The organism is Saccharicrinis sp. 156 (assembly GCF_050589685.1).
In the GTDB taxonomy this organism is placed as follows: domain Bacteria; phylum Bacteroidota; class Bacteroidia; order Bacteroidales; family Marinilabiliaceae; genus Saccharicrinis.
In genome coordinates this window covers 42625-60230 of record NZ_JBNGOS010000018.1, presented here as the reverse complement: position 1 = coordinate 60230, position 17606 = coordinate 42625, and the positions used below count along the sequence as shown (strand labels likewise).

Genomic DNA, 17606 nt, shown 5'->3' with positions numbered 1-17606 from the left:
AAATTTGCTGCAAATCTAATAATATTATCTTCATTAAACCCCATTGCACGGGCTATTTTTCAAACCCGGCTAAAAAGCTAAGCTTAATTAAAACCATTCGACCATACCGTTTAATTATAATTTGCTGGCCCAATTCCGAACCGATTTGGGATAAATCAGGACGTTTTTTCTTACATTCTTACTTAACACCGATAAATTTAAAATATCCGATGCAGTGGAAACATCTTTTAAAGAACCCCCTGAAAATAAAATGTTAATTTTTTCATCGGTCAAGCTATAGGCATGGTTTTCTATAACATCCGTAGTCACAAAATACCCAACTTCATCCTTACTTAAATTAAACTCTTCTCCTATTTTTTCCTTAATGCGTTTTATTCTTTGTTTATTGAAGGGTTTATTTTGTAACTCAATATGCAATAAATCGCGATTTACAATTGCTTTAGACAAAGATGACAATACAAAGTCTTCATGTTGCGTCCATATTTTAATGGCCGACATAATATCGCCATCATCCAGCAAAGAGAATTTTTCCAATACTGTTTCGTCTTTCATAAAGATGTCAAATGTTACATCGGATGCCATAAAATATTGCAGATGGGGCGTCGCAAACATGCCAATACCGTTGTGCATGAGATATTTGGCACGTCTCAAAACATTCACCAACATACTTTCGGCTACCACGGCAGTTTTATGCAGGTAAACCTGCCAGTACATCAACCTTCTGGCAATTAAAAATTTTTCTATGGAATAAATCCCCTTCGATTCCACAACCAGCTGGTCGTTATGCACATGTAGCATTTTAATTATTCTATCCGAACCGATTACCCCTTCTGTAACCCCTGTAAAAAAACTATCCCGCCTTAAATAGTCCAGCCTGTCCATATCCAATTGGCTACTCACCAATTGGTGCAAGAATTTTTTAACGTAATTATCCTTAAATATTTCGATAGCCAGGCCTAATTGGTTCTCAAACTCCTTATTCAACCGCTCCATAAACATCAGGGAAATCTCTTCGTGGGTAATTCCTTCCACCAGGGAGTGTTCCAAAACATGAGAAAAAGGTCCGTGCCCTATGTCATGTAGTAAAATGGCCATATGAACTGCCTGAGATTCTTCCTCTGTTATTTCAATGCCTTTTGACTGTAGCACACCCACTGCCTGAGTCATCAAATGCATGGCCCCAACCGCATGCTGAAACCTATTGTGCATGGCTCCCGGGTACACCATAGAGGTAAGCCCCAATTGCTTAATTCCCCTAAGCCGCTGGAAATATCTATGTTGCAAAAGGTCATAAATAAAATCAAAAGGAATCTTTACAAAACCATAAACCGGATCGTTTATGATTTTCAGTTTATTAAATGGATAATCTCTTTCCACAAAGAACAATGATTAATGATATGTCCGCAATATAGAATTTTATGGGGAAAAACAGGAATTAAATCAACCTCATAACCAACAAAAGAAATAGTACAAGTCATATTTTAACCCTTGATATCGCATTAGCTTTTATCACATGTTGCATATTAACTGCATAATAACTATCTTTGCAGCGGTTTTAACTAAATATCTTAAGGATAGGGGGCGGATGTCCCCTATTTTATTACCAATAGGCGATGATTACAAAGGAACAGATTCTTGAAATTATAACGGAAAAGATCGAGGCGGATGGTTGTTTTATTGTTGAAGTAAAAGTTTCTGCCACGAACAAGATAATGGTGTTGATTGACAGTATGGATGGGATTAATATTGACTACTGCATTCAGATAAGCCGTTTGATTGAATCGTCGTTCGACCGCGAAGAAGAAGATTTTGAACTGGAAGTTTCGACACCAGGATTGGGACAACCGCTAAAGGTCTTAAACCAGTACAAAAAAAACATTGGACGGGAAGTGGAAGTCACACCTTTTGAAAGCGCTCCTTTCAAAGGGAAACTTACCCAGGTGTACGAAGATCATTTTTCGGTTGAAGAAGAGAAAAAGGTTAAAATTGAAGGGAAAAAGAAAAAAGAATTGAAGTTATTTAATCACAACTATAAGTTCGACGAGGTTAAATCGGTAAAAATAATTGTTTCGTTTTAACAAGCCGGCAAATAAAAAGTCATGGAAAACATTAATTTAATTGATACTTTTTCGGAGTTTAAAGAACTGAAGAGCATTGACCGAGCAACTATGATCAGAGTGCTCGAAGACTCTTTTAGAAGCGTTTTGATTAAGCGTTTTGGGACTGACGAAAATTTCGATGTTATTATCAACACGGACAAGGGAGACTTTGAGATATGGCGTAACCGTGAAATTGTTGCTGATGATGAGTTAGAGGACGACAACCTGCAGATTTCATTAACGGACGCCAAAAAGATCGACGAAGATTACGAAGTGGGAGAAGAAGTTACCGACGAGGTTCGTTTTATTGATTTTGGGCGAAGGGCAATTTTAAGTCTTCGTCAGAATTTATCTGCCCGTATTTTAGAACTTGAAAAAGATAATATCTATCATAAATACAAAGATAGGATTGGTGATATTATTACCGGAGAGGTATACCAAATTTGGAAGAGAGAGATTCTTATTCAGGATGACGAAGGTAACGAATTGATCTTGCCAAAAGCAGAGCAAATCCCTTCTGATTTTTTTCGCAAGGGGGATAACCTAAGGGCTGTAGTGGTTAAAGTAGAGATCAGGAACAACAACCCGTTAATTATCGTTTCGCGTACTTCCCCTGTATTCCTTGAAAGATTATTCGAATTAGAAGTACCTGAAATTTTTGACGGATTAATCACCATAAAAAAGATTGTTCGTGTTCCAGGCGAAAGAGCCAAGGTTGCGGTAGAATCGTATGATGAACGAATAGACCCGGTAGGAGCATGTGTTGGAATGAAGGGGTCGAGGATACACGGTATTGTTCGAGAGTTGCGTAACGAGAACATTGACGTTATTAATTACACAACCAATGTTCAGCTGTTTATACAACGTTCGCTGAACCCCGCTAAAATTAACAACATCAAACTTTTTGAAGAAGACAAAAGAGCACAAGTATATTTACGTCCCGACGAAGTAAGCCTTGCCATTGGTAAGGGAGGTTTAAACATTAAATTAGCGAGCCAATTAACAGGCTACGAAATTGATGTTTACCGCGAAATGGAAGTGGACGACGAAGATGTAAGCTTGGACGAGTTTACGGATGAGATAGAAGGATGGATTCTTGACGAAATCAAAGCCATCGGTTGCGATACCGCCAAATCGGTATTAGACCTTAGCATTGAAGATTTGGTTAAAAGAACAGATCTTGAGGAAGAAACCATTAAAGATGTAATAAAGATATTGAGCGCAGAATTTGAATAAATCTATTATTTTTGCAAGTTCAATAGTTTAGGTAAAGAATTTAGAGTAAATCATTAATTCCCAATATGGCAGTTGGCAAATCAAATAGACTAAGTAAAGTAGCCCGAGAATTTAACGTAGGGATTCACACCATTGTTGAATTCCTTCATAAAAAAGGGTTCGACGTTGAAACGAACCCTAACACGAAGGTGTCGGATGAAATGTACAATCATATTCAAAACGAATATAACACCGACCTTAATGTTCGTAAAAGATCGGAAGAGCTTAGCAAACAAAAGTCTCACAAAGAGACCATCTCCATTGAAGATGTAAGAAAGGACTTAGCCCCAACTCCGGAACCGGAACAGGAAAGAGCTAAGAAAGAACCGAAAGTTGAAAAGGTTGAGACTCCTAAAACGGAGGAGCCGAAGGTATTGGGCAAAATTGACCTGGACCAGTTCAGCAAGAAAAAAACGGTGGCCAAAACTACAGCGGAGGAGCCGAAGAAGGAAGAACCGAAAACGGAAACTCCTGTTGATACGCCTGTCGTTCCTGCTACTCCCGATGAAAAAACCGAGGAGAAGCCTGTGGAGGCAAAAAAACCGGAAGTAAAGAAAGAAGATAAGAAGCCAGTGGAAACGCCTCATATATCAACTGCCAAACAAAATATTGAGGAGCCTAAAGTGGTCGGGAAAATCGATATAGATTCTTTAAGTAAAAAGAAAAAAGCTACGCCAACACAGGAAAAACCGGAAACCACAAAACCTGAAACTTCAAAAGAAGAAGCAAAGGCGAAGGATTCTGTTGTGGAAGAAAAACCGAAAACTGAGCCAAAGGCTGAGGTAGATAAACCAACGGATATTACACCAACAGAAGAAAAACCGGCCAAAAAAGAAGCGGGTAGTAAAGAAGAAACTACAGAGGGCGCTTCCGTATTTAAACCTACCCTTGTCAAAAAACTTTCCGGACCAACGGTGGTTGGGAAAATTAAATTACCGACTGTCCCTACTAAATCGGATAACAACGCCGATAAAAAGAAGAAAAAGCGTAAACGAATCCGCAAGGACAAAGAACGCGTAAATATAAACGAAAAGTCCAACCAGCAAGGTGGTCAAAGGCCACAGGGACAAAGAAAACCAGGACAAGGCGCACAGCAAGGCTCTGGTGGACCAGGCGGCAGCAAGCCAAACCGAGGACAAGGCAGCCAGGGAGGACAACGCCACCAAGATAATCGCAATCAGAATAACAAAGGACCTCGCAGGGGCAAACCGGCACATCGTCGTCCTGTTAAAGCTGAGATTAGCGAGGAAGATGTACAAAAGCAAATTAAAGATACATTGGCCAGGTTAACGGCCAACAAAGGTAAATCAAAAGCTTCCCGTCACCGTAGAGACAAACGCGATGCCGTCAGCCAGAAGCAAATGGCAGAGGAAGAATTGGCACACCAGGAAAAAAATGTGATCCAGGTCACAGAATTTGTTACGGTGGCCGAGTTGGCTTCGATGATGGATGTGCAAGTGAACCAGATTATTGCATCATGTATGAGTCTGGGATTATTTGTATCTATCAACCAGCGTTTGGATGCCGAGACTATTTCGCTTGTAGCAGAAGAATTTGACTATACCGTTGAGTTTATTAGCGTTGAGGTAGCCGCAGCTATTGAAGAGGAAGAAGAGGTAGATGAAAGCCTGTTGGAAGAACGTTCTCCTATCGTAACTGTGATGGGACACGTTGACCACGGTAAAACTTCGTTACTTGACCACATCCGTAAAGCTAATGTGATTCAAGGTGAAGCCGGGGGTATTACGCAGCACATCGGCGCATATTCCGTATCTCTGGATTCAGGCAGAAAAATCACCTTCCTGGATACTCCGGGTCACGAGGCCTTTACGGCAATGCGTGCTCGAGGTGCTCAGGTAACTGATATTGCCATCATTATTGTTGCTGCGGACGATAACGTGATGCCTCAGACCATAGAGGCCATCAACCATGCCTCTGCGGCTGGTGTACCCATCGTATTTGCCATCAACAAAATTGATAAGCCGGGAGCCAATCCTGATAAGATTAAAGAAGAGCTTGCTAATATGAACTATCTGGTGGAAGACTGGGGCGGTAAATACCAGTGCCAGGAAATTTCTGCTAAGAACGGTGTTAACATCGACGAACTTTTGGAAAAAGTGTTGTTGGAAGCGGACTTATTAGAGCTTAAAGCAGTTAAAGAGAAAAGAGCTGTTGGTTCGGTAATTGAATCATCACTGGATAAAGGTCGTGGTTACGTAACCACGTTACTTGTGCAATCAGGCAGCTTGCGGGTAGGAGATATTATTTTGGCTGGCAGTTATATGGGACACGTTAAAGCGATGTTCAATGAACGTAACCAAAGAGTTGAGGTTGCCCGTCCTTCGGAACCGGTGCTAATGCTCGGGTTGAACGGTGCAGCACAAGCCGGCGAAAAGTTTAACGTGATGGAAAGCGAGCGCGAAGCCAAGGAAATCACTAACAAACGTACGCAGTTGCAGCGTGAGCAGGGAATGAGGACCAAGAAGCATATTACGCTTGACGAGATCGGCCGTCGTATCGCTATCGGTAACTTCCAGGAATTGAACGTTATTGTTAAGGGTGACGTGGATGGATCTATCGAAGCACTTTCAGATTCGTTGATCAAGCTTTCGACCGATGAAATTCAAGTGAACGTGATTCACAAGGCCGTGGGTCAGATATCGGAATCGGATATCATGCTGGCCACAGCTTCCAACGCCATTGTCATCGGTTTCCAGGTTCGTCCGTCATTGGCCGCCAGAAAGATTGCCGAGAAGGAAGAAATAGACATCCGTCTGTATTCTATCATCTACGACGCTATCGAGGAGCTTAAATCGGCCATGGAAGGTATGCTTTCTCCGGAAATCAAGGAGCAGGTTGTTTCTACACTTGAAGTGCGCGAGACATTTAAAATCACCAAAGTAGGTACCATTGCAGGTTGTATGGTTAAGGAAGGCAAAATAAGGCGGAATGCCAAAGTCCGCTTGATTCGTGAAGGAATCGTTATCTATACCGGTGACTTGGCAGCACTGAAACGCTTTAAAGACGATGTGAAAGAAGTTGCCTCGGGTTACGAGTGTGGTGTGAGCATTGCTAACTACAACGATATTAAAGTTGGTGACTTTATTGAAGCCTTTGAAGAAGTTGAGGTTTCAAGAACATTGTAAGACTTATAGATTTAGAGTGAAGCGACATCCTGCCACCTAAAATTTATTTTTGGCGGGAATAGACTTATAATATTCAATCCCTGTTCATTTATTTGAGCAGGGATTTTTTTGTGCTATTGATTTAATGCTGTCAGGTCCAAGGCGCTGTCAGGTTATCAAAAACTACCAGTTCTGTACCACTTTAAAAATATATAACAAACAACACCAAAACCACAAAACTGATAAACCTCATAAAACTAATTCATTAATATGTTTGGTATTTAACTATAAATATTATGGCTAATAATGTAATTGAAGAAAGAGTTACTATTAACTTTTTTAACAATTCAATGAGCAAGGTAAAAGTTTATCAATCTAAAGAACTTACCAATACCATAAATATTTCTGATTTAAGAACTGGTATCTATTTTATCCAAGTTATATATGCCGGTCAGGAATTTACCGAAAAAATAGTAGTGGAATAACTTACCTCTCATAATTAAATAATATCCCTGTTCGTTGGTTTGAGCAGGGATTTTTTTTAGGTTATCAGCATTAGAGAATGTAATTGACGTTTGGCTACGAGCCCCAAAACATATCCCCAAGGTCATGCAACAACAATTCGTGTTAATTCGTAAAATTCGCAGACAAAAAAGCCCGAAGAAAAATCTCCGGGCTCAAATATCTTTGTTAATTGGAGTTTCTACCCAATCAGTTCTTTATATTGATCTGCCGTTAAAAGCGCATCAAAATCGGCTGCATCCTCAGCTTGCACTTTTACCATCCAACCACCTTCGTATGGTGCTTTATTTACTAGGTCCGGTTGATCTTCCAATTCAGGGTTCACTTCGAGCACGGTACCTTTGACCGGCATATAAAGGTCCGAAACAGTTTTAACGGCCTCAATGGTACCAAAAACCTCTTCTTTATCTAATTCCTCTCCTTCGGTTTCAATTTCAACAAAAACGATATCACCCAGCTCGCCTTGCGCAAAATCAGTGATTCCAACAGTTGCCTTATCGCCTTCAATTAAAATCCACTCGTGATCTTTTGTATACTTTAAATTTTCAGGAACATTCATTTGTCTGCTTTTTTAAATTATGAGTATCAAAATTAAAACAAAATACTATTGCAATTTATGGCAAATGTCATACTTTGATCATTGGTCACCAGCTTTTGGTCGTTCGTAAACCAAACCATAAACATAAAAATATCCGTTAGTTACCATCACTATATCCTTGTCTCTTGTTTAAAAGTCCACACTTAACATTCAGTGCACTTTGACCGCTAACCATCGACTATTCACCTCTGATTAATCAGTGAATTTCATCCAGTTTATAAGGGGTTTCCTGGTACACGTAATAGTTTAACCAATTGGTAAACATCAGGCTGGCATGGCTTCTCCATCGAACAATGGGATCATTGGACGTATCGTCGTTAGGGAAATAGTTTTTAGGAATAGAAATATTATCCCCTTTTTCCAGATCCCTGAAATACTCTTCGCGCAAAGTAAACGGATCGTACTCTGCATGGCCTGTAACGAAAATCAATCGCTTATCCGGCGAAACAACAATATGAACTCCTGCCTCATCCGATTCCGCCAGGATTTTAATACCCGGAATTTTATCGATATCTTTTGCGCGAACACCGGTAAATCGGGAATGTGGCGCATAAAATACATCATCGAAACCTCTCATAAGCGGCTCCTTCCTATCCTTCACCTTATGTTCGAACACCCCAAAGAGTTTTTCGTTGAGCTGGTATTTTGGAACCCCGTAATGATAGTACAAGCCCGCCTGAGCTCCCCAGCAAATATGCAAGGTGCTGGTCACATTTCGCCTGCTCCATTCCATAATTTCCTTTAGCTCCTCCCAGTATGTCACCTCATCAAACTCCAAATGTTCAACAGGCGCCCCGGTAATAATCATACCATCATACTTATCCCCCTTTACCTCCTCGAAGGTCTTGTAAAAGTTGACCAGATGTTCTTTGGGTGTCGATTTGGGAGCGTGCGTGCTGGTCATTAAGAGATCTACTTCCACCTGCAATGGTGTATTTGAAAGTACGCGCATAATCTGAGCCTCGGTAGTGATTTTTAAAGGCATCAGGTTAAAAACAACTATTTTTAGAGGACGAATATCCTGATGGCTTGCACGCGATTCGTCCATCACGAAAACATTTTCGCTTTCCAGGACATTACGTGCCGGTAACTTATCCGGGATTTTTATAGGCATACTTTAATTTTTTTAAACAACAAAGGCCGTAAAATACGGCCTTATTTCTTTATTAACAATGACATTTTACCTTTTTATCAATCCAAAGAATAAAATGTTGAGTGTATTTTGCACCTGCTCCACCATATCTTCATATTTATTGGTGGCCTTAAACATAGGTATTTCAATACCCTTAAGGGCAAGAGCAATGGCCATGGCGCCCATGTGCACGTTCTTCATCTGAAACGATCCATCAGCCACCCCCTCGTTAATGATAGTCTCTATCATTTCAACTTCGGCTTTTTCGGTACTTTCTTTTACGGCCTTAACAAACTCAATCCCCCCAAATCTTTCATCCGTGAGCGCTTTAAAATAGTTATCTTGCTCACTGATGGTCTTCATTCGTGTCAGGACATAATCGTTCAACTTCTCTTGGGGATTCTTATCGGACTCCACCACGACCCTTAGGTTAGAGATTAATTCTCCTTGTTCCTTATCAATAACCGCTTGAAAGATTTCTTCTTTGTTTTTGAAGTAATAATACAAAGAACTCTTCCCCTTATGTAGCTCAAGGGCAATATCTTCCATCGTTGTTTTCTTGTAGCCAAACTTAGCAAACAAGCCCTGTGCAGCTTCTAATATCGAAACTCTTACAGATTCGTTGTAATTAAGGTTTTCAGTTGTCATACGGCGTATTGGGATTTTAACATTTCTATACAAATGTACGAATTTTCAGCTGTACTTAAAAGACATTCACCTCTTAATATACTTCGGTAGTGTAATTTTTTTGCTCTCGGTCGAAACAAAACTCAATGCCAGAACCAAACAAAAGGCCAGCGACACAATAAGTCGATAGTTCAGAAGTTAATACGTGCATACGGATCTGCATTCCTTCACAAATAAAATCCGCAAAATATATTGGATGGATAACCTCAAATGTATGGTTAGGATACGCCTGATCAATCATTAAATCGGTGTTTTGCGATTGCAATCGCAAAACACCGCCTTTTATTGCGATACCAGTTCGAAATCCAACTGCTTTTTAATCAGATTGGCTTTGGCCACCAGAACCGTAACGGGGTCGCCCAATTGATATTTCTTTCTGAACTTTCGGCCAACGATGCAGTAGTTTTCCTCATCGAAGCGATAAAAATCATCATCCAGGTTTCTGATGGAAACCATACCTTCACATTTGTTCTCGTCAAGTTCAACATAAAACCCCCATTCGGTAACTCCTGAAATAACACCGGAAAACTCATTGCCCACGTGCTCCTTCATAAATTCTACCTGCTTAAACTTTATGGAGGCTCGTTCAGCCTCGGCTGCCGTCATTTCCATCATAGAACAATGTTTACATTGATCCTCTGTTTTTTCTACATTGGCCGATCTACCTCCTTCCATATATGATTCCAACAAGCGATGAACCATCATGTCGGGATATCGGCGTATTGGCGATGTAAAGTGAGAATAATGCCTGAAAGCTAGCCCGTAATGCCCTACGTTATGCGTTGAATAAGATGCTTTGGCCATGGTACGAATAGCCAAAGTTTCAATAATATTCTGTTCTTTCTTTCCTTCTACCTGCTTTAGCAAGCGATTGATAGAACTACTGATACGCTCCTCCCCCATAGGCATGGCCTCATATCCGAATTTACGCACAAATCGGGCAAAGTTCTCGAATTTATCGGGATCTGGATTGTCGTGCACCCTATAAACAAAAGTCTTGGGCTTTACCCCCTTTCCTTTGGATATTTCTTTCTTCCCGATAAATTCAGCCACCCTTTTGTTGGCCAGCAGCATAAACTCTTCAATCAATTTATTGGCATCCTTTGATTCTTTAAAAAACACACTCAAAGGTTTTCCATCCTTATCGATGTCAAATTTAACTTCTATTCGTTCAAAGGAAATAGCTCCATTGGCAAAACGCTGTTCCCTCAGTCCTTTGGCCAGTTTATCCAGAATTAAAACCTCCTCTTTAAAATCGCCCTCTCCTGTTTCTATAATTTCCTGTGCTTCTTCGTAGGTAAACCGCCTATCGCTAAAAATTATGGTTTTCCCATACCAGGTATCAATCAAGTTAGACTGATCATCCAATTCAAACACCACCGAGAAACACAGCTTTTCCTCATTGGGCCTCAACGAGCATATACCATTACTTAAGCTTTCCGGCAACATAGGCACCACCCTGTCCACCAGGTAAACCGACGTGCCACGTTCATAGCCCTCTTTGTCAATAATTGTTTTGGGCTTTACGTAATGGGTAACATCTGCAATATGCACGCCTACCTCCCAGTTACCGTTGGGCAGTTTCTGCAACGACAAGGCATCGTCAAAGTCCTTGGCATCCTTAGGGTCAATTGTAAAAGTGGTTACTTTTCTGAAGTCGCGACGCAGTTTTATTTCTTCGTTGCTTATATTCTCGTCGATTTTTTCGGCTGCTTCAATGACCTTTTGAGGATATTCATATGGCAAGTTGAATTCAGCCAATATTGCGTGTATCTCCGCATTATTTTCTCCCGCATCACCCAGGACATCAACTATTTCGCCAAATGGGTTCTTGGTATAATCATCCCAGTCGGTAATTCTACCCACGGCCAGTTGACCATGTTTCGCTCCCTTTAGTTTACCCATTGGAATAAACAAATCCTTGAACATGACCTTTTTATCGGTCACCAAAAAGGCAAAGTTCTTTGATATTTCCACTGTCCCGACGAAGGTATTACGCTTACGCTCTATCACCTCAACCACTTCACCCTCCAATGACTTTCTTCGTCGCTTAGCGAAAGTATGCACTTTCACCAAATCACCGTTTATAGCATTCCGCAGGTTTTGTTGGCTCACAAAAACATCATCTCCAATGCCGTCTTGCGGAACAATGTATGCCGCTCCAGAACTGGTAGCATCTACTGTACCTACCACAAAGGCGCCGCGCGACAATAACTTAAATTTACCTTTGGCAACCTCGGTTAAAAATCCACTTTCCAACAATTCGTACAAAACCTCCACAATTGTTTGCCTCAAAGTCATCTTTTTTAAGCCTAACAGTTCCGATATCTGCTTGTAGTTGTACGTATGTTTTGGGTTATTTGTAAATATACCTTGAACAAGGCCTACTATTTGATTTTTTTTTAATCCTCTACTTCTCTTTTTAGTCTTCTTCTTACCACCCATGGGCATCTTTTTTTTATTAATCGCAAAGTAGCGATTTTTGAATTGTTATTTGCTGATTTATTTCAAAATAATACTTAATTCACCATACACGTTTACAAACTACAGGAATTACAGGCTAAAGTATACTTAAGGTGCATTACACCTTTATCATTAAAAAAAAATATTGATAAAATATTACCGTTTACCTATAACCTTATTTAGCAAAAAGAGTATAAAAGTTATTATTTCGAACGTACTCCTTTGCAACAGGAGCTGCTGCAATTACACTATGCTAAATATACTAAAAAACATATTCTGTTGTTTGGTATTCTCATTTCACATGGGAAACTGTGCTTCTATTAACTTAATGGGACAGACCTCCAAAAATAATTTAAATCAGGTAGATGCGGCCGGTTTGAAACAAGGTCGCTGGGTTATTACCGAAAATGAATTGGTTGTTGAAGAAGGGGTATATGTTGATGATCTGAAACAAGGTATTTGGAAAGCATATTACCAAAACCGAAATTTAAAACATGAAATAAATTTTATAAATGGAGAAGCAAAAGGTACGGCACGTTTTTATTACAAAAATGGAACACTTCGCGAATCAGGCAATTGGCAGCTAGATCACTGGGAAGGAAGTTATCAATACTACTTCGAATCGGGGGAATTATCATACGACTGGTATTACAATGAAAACGGTAAGCGCGAAGGCGAACAAGTCTACTACCATGCCAATGGTAAAAAAATGTACCAGGGCAAATGGGAAAACGGAAAGACCGATGGTACGCTAAAAGTATACAACGATTCCGGGCAACTTGTTCTGGAAAAAACATACAACAACGGGCAAATTGCAAAAATTGAAGAACCGGCACAAAACGAGCAAAACAACAGTAGCGTCCGGTTTACCCAGACTGGTTTTCATACGGTTGTACACCTCAATGGTAAGATCGACAAGAAAGGCTTCTTTGTTAAAGGAAACTTATTCAACGGTGAAAAACACCATTACGATGAGGAAGGTAACTTAGTGTCTGTTACCCAATATAAAAACGGCAAAGTAGTTGCCACAAAAGAACAATAATATGCGTGACTTATGAAATAAGGATACAAATTTCATCAAGTCGGAATAACCAACACAGGCACCTTACTGTTGTCTAATAAAGAAACATCTGTCCTTCCAAAGAAAGCATTGTGCAGAAAACCATGCTTATGATGCCCAATCACTACCAAATCGACATGTAATTTATCTATCTCTGCAGCCAGCATTTCCACTGTACCCCCATTAATCAATAAACTCTCTGCTTCTACCCCTTTAAAATTAACATTATCGGACAACCGTTTTAACTCATGGTGCTCCTTCTTTAATTCCGTAGCTCTCATATCCCGAATATACTGCGGGCCGGCTTCGTACCCCACAAATTCGGGTTCCGGTGCGCTAATGTGAACGATCCATAATCTAGCCTTAAAATTTTGGGCCTGTTCAAATGCATTATCCAGAATTTTATCTGTTCCTTCTTTTAGATCCACTGCAACCAAAATATTTTTCATAACAAAAAGCTTTAAGTTCAACAGAACCTATAAGTTAGTGAATTTCCTGCTTAAAATCAAACAAAAAAAAACCGTTTCCCATAAAGGAAACGGCCTTGTTTATTTACAATAGTGGAAAGAGTGTTAATATCCCTATTTTTTATCTTCAGTTTTTTTATCTTCAGTTTTTTCATCCGCTTGGTTTTCGTTACGGGCATTTTTAAATTCCTTCATACCCTGTCCTAACCCTTTCATCAGCTCAGGAATCTTACGACCACCAAACAAAAGCACAATGGCTAAAATGATTAAAATCCACTCATAGCCTCCCATGAAGCCGCAGATATATATTGCATTAAGTTCCATAACAAATTCTTTTTTTTCAAAAATAACAATTAATCAGGACTTATTTAAAAAATGCCCTAAATATATCGTTCCCGTTGGCGAATATAAGCAAACTGAACAAAATAACCATACCGACGATCGTTGCATATTCCAGGAATTTATCGCTAGGTTTACGACCCGATACCATTTCGTACAACAAGAACAACACATGGCCACCGTCCAAGGCCGGAATTGGTAAGATATTCATAAAGGCCAGAATGACCGATAGAAAACCCGTCAATTCCCAAAACGCGGACCAGTTCCATGTTGCCGGAAACAATCCGCCAATAGCCCCGAAACCGCCTATTTGTTTAACGCCTTCTTTCGAGAATACCAGCTTTAGTTGTTTCACATAACCAATCAACGTATTAATACCTTTTGAAACGCCTGCCGGCAGTGCTTCCCAAAATCCATAGGTTAATTTGGTAACATTGAAAAATGTGCTTGGCAGTTTAGCATACACACCAATGGTCCCTTTTTTAGAAACCAAGCACCTAATACTTTCGGTCTGCCCGTCTCTAACAATTCCCAAAGTAACTCTCTGTTCTTTATTTTCGCCTAATAACTTGGTGATCTGCCTATAATACTCGGCTTCTTGCCCATTGACAGAAATCACCTTATCTCCGGTCTTGATTCCGGCCTCAAATGCGTTACTTCCCATAAGCACAGAATCCACCAAGAAAGGCATTCGGATAGCCGCCAGGCTTTTTACTTCCTGATCAAGGACCGTTTTCCCAAAATCGGAAGGAATGGGTAGTACAAAGATTGAATCTTCCCTTTTAACTGTTAGTTCCTTAGCTTCTTCCAATAAAATAAACGACAAAATATCAGAAGCTGATTTTACCGTGAAAGTATCCACAGAAGTAACCACATCACCATCCTGCAACCCTATATCATGAGCCAGTTCATGATATGTTAGGCCAAATTTGGCATCCTCGACATGAATATAGGATTCTCCCCACTTGAAAAGAACCATCCAAAAAATAAAAAACGCCAATAAAAAGTTAACCAATACCCCGCCAATCATAATCAACAAACGCTGATACGTTGGTTTTGAGCGAAACTCGTATGGTTTAGGCTCTTCCTTCATGGCCTCCTTATCCATTGACTCATCAATCATTCCGGATATTTTTACATATCCCCCTAATGGAAGCCAACCGATACCGTACTCCGTTTCACCTTTTTTTACCTTAAACAACGAAAACCAAGGATCGAAGAAAAGGTAAAATTTCTCGACTCTGGTTTTAAAAAGTTTGGCAAAGAAAAAATGGCCAAACTCGTGCAGTATAACTAATATCGAAAGGCTTAGTAACAATTGCCCTGCTTTTATAACAATATCCATCTAAATTATTTTCATTTTTTTGAGCTACAAATATATTCCTTTTTTGCTATTATTTTGTATTAAGTATCCAAACACAAGATTCAAGTTTAATTATGAAAATGCAATCTCCTAACAACCTTTATCTTACATTTTTATTTGACCATATCAACAACTGATTAATGATTGTGCTATTTTTCTGGCCTCGGCATCCGTTTCGAAATAATCATCCACAGTTGGTTTTTGAATAAAGCTAGCCCTTGCCATCGTTTTTTCGATGACATCCGACATTTCTAAAAAACCGATCTTCTTTTCCAGGAAGCCATCTACCACAATTTCGTTGGCCGCATTTATTATGCATGGCATGTTACCGCCTTTGCGCAATGCCTCATAGGCAATCGCCAAATTCCTAAACGATTCCAGGTCCGGTTTTTCGAAACTTAAATTTGGATAGTCCATAAAATTAAACCTCGGAAAATCCACCTCGAATCTTTCGGGATAGGTTAATGCATACTGAATGGGCAGTCGCATGTCGGGCAATCCCATTTGCGATTTCATGGAACCATCGGTAAACTGCACCATACTGTGCACAATACTTTGTGGATGCACAATAACATCAATCTGCTCTGCCTCCAAGCCAAACAGCCATCGAGCTTCAATCACTTCCAGTCCCTTATTCATCATACTGGCCGAATCGATGGTAATTTTGTTTCCCATCTCCCAATTGGGATGATTTAAAGCCTGCTCGGGTGTTACTTTGCTTAAATAATGGCGATCTTTTCCCCTAAATGGCCCACCGGAAGCAGTCAGGTAAACTTTTTCGATCGGATTTTGAAACTCCCCTACCAAGCATTGGAAAATAGCAGAATGTTCAGAGTCGACAGGAAGAATTGGCACTTTGTTTTTCGCGGCCATTTCGGTGATGATATCCCCGGCCACCACCAAGGTTTCTTTATTGGCCAAAGCTATGGGTTTTCTGTTTTTAATGGCGTTCATGGTAGGTTGTAGCCCAGAGAAACCAACCATGGCAGTTAACACTACATCAACCGTCCCCATTTCCACGACTTGAGCTATAGCATCGCCTCCCGCATATACTTTAATGGGCAGATCCTCGAGCGCTTCCTGCAACTGCTTATATTTAGCCTTATTGCCAATTACAACCGTATTGGGCATAAAAGCACGACACTGCTCCACCAATTTGCCGATGCGGTTATTGGCCGTTAATACTTCGACTTCGAATTTATCTGGATGTTTTGAAATTACATCTAAGGTTTGTGTTCCGATGGATCCGGTAGAACCCAGCACCGCTATCCTCTTCTTCATATGTTACCGGCTATATTTATTCAAAAATTATGTATTCTGTAGGATCCACGGCATTGCCTTGATACCATAGTTCAAAATGAAGGTGTGGCCCCGTGGTTAACTCCCCCGAATTGCCCACATTGGCAATGGCCTCACCAGCTGCTATTTTATCGCCTGATTTTTTCAGCAACTTTGAGTTATGCTTGTATACAGATAACAAATCGCTACTATGCTGAACCATCATGGTATATCCCGTTTCAACCGTCCAGCCGGAAAAAATAATCGTTCCGTCCATAATTGACAGTACCGTTTCGCCAGGTTTGGAAACGATGTCGATTCCGTAATGACTTTCACTTTCCCTAAATTTCTTGACCACAATACCTTTTAATGGGGAATAAAAATAAATCTGGTTCAGTTCCGGGATCTTTTTTTCATCGGGCAAAACCGATAGATTAAATTTTTCTTCGGCCTCCACCTGCTGCCTGAAAGCTTCATCCTCTTTGCTTTTTTCAAAGCTCACTTTTTGCGGTTTCCCACCCCCGGTATCATCCAAGGTTTCTTCTTCCGAATAGGGCACTTCTCCTTGCACAACAGACTTGATGGATTGAAAAAACCGGTCTCGTTTTTCAATCTCCGAAATTAACGAGTCTACCCTGTTAACGTTGCGCACCATCATCCTGCGCTGGTTTCCATCAGGGTAACCCGGAATATACTCCCTAAGGCCGGTATATGCAATCAAAAGAATAATTAACAACACTAATATTATCGCGGAAGAACCCACCACGGTAAACACATTTAATCTTGACAATCGCATTTGCCATACCTCTTCGTAAGTCTGCTCGTTGAATATGGCCAAACGATACTTGTTGCGTAATTTCCGGAAAAAGTTCTTTTTGACTTCTGGTTTGCTCATCGAATTGTAATCATCGTGAATAAGATGATGGCAAAGTTAAAAAAAAGCCGAAAGAAACAAATCTTTCGGCTTTAATAGTAGCGGGAGCCAGACTCGAACTGACGACCTTTGGGTTATGAGCCCAACGAGCTACCAACTGCTCCATCCCGCAATATATTTTGAGTGATTTGCAATCACTTGTTTATCGGTAAAAAAAACCGACAGAATTTAAATCTATCGGTTTTGTAGTAGCGGGAGCCAGACTCGAACTGACGACCTTTGGGTTATGAGCCCAACGAGCTACCAACTGCTCCATCCCGCAAT

General features: G+C 40.3%; 15 protein-coding genes and 2 tRNA genes. 5 read left to right on the top strand and 12 right to left on the bottom strand.

Annotated elements, in window-relative coordinates; translation table 11 throughout:
• Positions 1-114: 114 nt before the first annotated feature.
• Positions 115-1377: an HD domain-containing protein gene (locus ACRD64_RS12750; RefSeq protein ID WP_430933762.1), complete on the bottom strand. Its 1263-nt coding sequence runs from the start codon at positions 1375-1377 to the stop codon at positions 115-117.
• Between the two features lie 236 nt (positions 1378-1613).
• Here ACRD64_RS12750 and rimP point away from each other — a divergent pair, with 236 nt between their 5' ends.
• From rimP to ACRD64_RS12730, 4 genes are all read left to right on the top strand, one after another.
• Complete coding sequence (gene rimP, locus ACRD64_RS12745; protein ID WP_430933761.1) at positions 1614-2078, top strand: ribosome assembly cofactor RimP; 465 nt, start codon at positions 1614-1616, stop codon at positions 2076-2078.
• Between the two features lie 21 nt (positions 2079-2099).
• Positions 2100-3335, top strand: coding sequence for a transcription termination factor NusA (gene nusA, locus ACRD64_RS12740; RefSeq protein ID WP_430933760.1), 1236 nt, complete (start codon positions 2100-2102; stop codon positions 3333-3335).
• A gap of 65 nt (positions 3336-3400) precedes the next feature.
• Positions 3401-6520 (top strand): translation initiation factor IF-2, encoded by a 3120-nt coding sequence (gene infB, locus ACRD64_RS12735; protein WP_430933758.1) that lies wholly within the window; start codon positions 3401-3403, stop codon positions 6518-6520.
• 275 nt (positions 6521-6795) lie between these two features.
• Positions 6796-6984: a T9SS type A sorting domain-containing protein gene (locus ACRD64_RS12730; RefSeq protein ID WP_430933757.1), complete on the top strand. Its 189-nt coding sequence runs from the start codon at positions 6796-6798 to the stop codon at positions 6982-6984.
• A 218-nt stretch (positions 6985-7202) separates the two neighbouring features.
• On the opposite strand, the gene gcvH is transcribed toward ACRD64_RS12730, so the two are convergent.
• The 4 genes from gcvH to rnr all read right to left on the bottom strand — a co-directional run bounded on the left by gcvH (position 7203) and on the right by rnr (position 11883).
• Positions 7203-7580, bottom strand: a complete 378-nt coding sequence (gene gcvH, locus ACRD64_RS12725; RefSeq protein WP_430933756.1) for a glycine cleavage system protein GcvH — start codon at positions 7578-7580, stop codon at positions 7203-7205.
• A 235-nt stretch (positions 7581-7815) separates the two neighbouring features.
• On the bottom strand, positions 7816-8733 hold the full coding sequence (metA, locus tag ACRD64_RS12720; RefSeq protein WP_430933755.1) for a homoserine O-acetyltransferase MetA: 918 nt from the start codon (positions 8731-8733) through the stop codon (positions 7816-7818).
• Between the two features lie 66 nt (positions 8734-8799).
• Positions 8800-9399 (bottom strand): TetR/AcrR family transcriptional regulator, encoded by a 600-nt coding sequence (locus tag ACRD64_RS12715; protein WP_430933754.1) that lies wholly within the window; start codon positions 9397-9399, stop codon positions 8800-8802.
• A gap of 321 nt (positions 9400-9720) precedes the next feature.
• Positions 9721-11883 (bottom strand): ribonuclease R, encoded by a 2163-nt coding sequence (gene rnr, locus ACRD64_RS12710; protein ID WP_430933753.1) that lies wholly within the window; start codon positions 11881-11883, stop codon positions 9721-9723.
• A gap of 319 nt (positions 11884-12202) precedes the next feature.
• On the opposite strand from rnr, the gene ACRD64_RS12705 reads away from it, so the two are divergent.
• Positions 12203-12943 (top strand): toxin-antitoxin system YwqK family antitoxin, encoded by a 741-nt coding sequence (locus tag ACRD64_RS12705; protein WP_430933752.1) that lies wholly within the window; start codon positions 12203-12205, stop codon positions 12941-12943.
• 35 nt (positions 12944-12978) lie between these two features.
• Here ACRD64_RS12705 and ACRD64_RS12700 read toward each other — a convergent pair whose 3' ends face one another.
• From ACRD64_RS12700 to ACRD64_RS12670, 7 genes are all read right to left on the bottom strand, one after another.
• Positions 12979-13410 (bottom strand): universal stress protein, encoded by a 432-nt coding sequence (locus ACRD64_RS12700; protein ID WP_430933751.1) that lies wholly within the window; start codon positions 13408-13410, stop codon positions 12979-12981.
• A gap of 132 nt (positions 13411-13542) precedes the next feature.
• Entirely contained in the window at positions 13543-13752 is a 210-nt protein-coding gene (locus tag ACRD64_RS12695; protein WP_430933749.1) for a Sec-independent protein translocase subunit TatA/TatB, read from the bottom strand.
• A 40-nt stretch (positions 13753-13792) separates the two neighbouring features.
• Positions 13793-15112, bottom strand: a complete 1320-nt coding sequence (rseP, locus tag ACRD64_RS12690) for an RIP metalloprotease RseP (RefSeq protein ID WP_430933748.1) — start codon at positions 15110-15112, stop codon at positions 13793-13795.
• Positions 15113-15256: 144 nt separating this feature from the next.
• Positions 15257-16411: a 1-deoxy-D-xylulose-5-phosphate reductoisomerase gene (locus tag ACRD64_RS12685; RefSeq protein WP_430933747.1), complete on the bottom strand. Its 1155-nt coding sequence runs from the start codon at positions 16409-16411 to the stop codon at positions 15257-15259.
• 16 nt (positions 16412-16427) lie between these two features.
• Positions 16428-17303, bottom strand: coding sequence for a M23 family metallopeptidase (locus tag ACRD64_RS12680; protein WP_430933746.1), 876 nt, complete (start codon positions 17301-17303; stop codon positions 16428-16430).
• Positions 17304-17381: 78 nt separating this feature from the next.
• Positions 17382-17454, bottom strand: a tRNA-Met gene (locus tag ACRD64_RS12675).
• 77 nt (positions 17455-17531) lie between these two features.
• Positions 17532-17604: transfer RNA gene (locus tag ACRD64_RS12670), tRNA-Met, on the bottom strand.
• Positions 17605-17606: the final 2 nt, after the last annotated feature.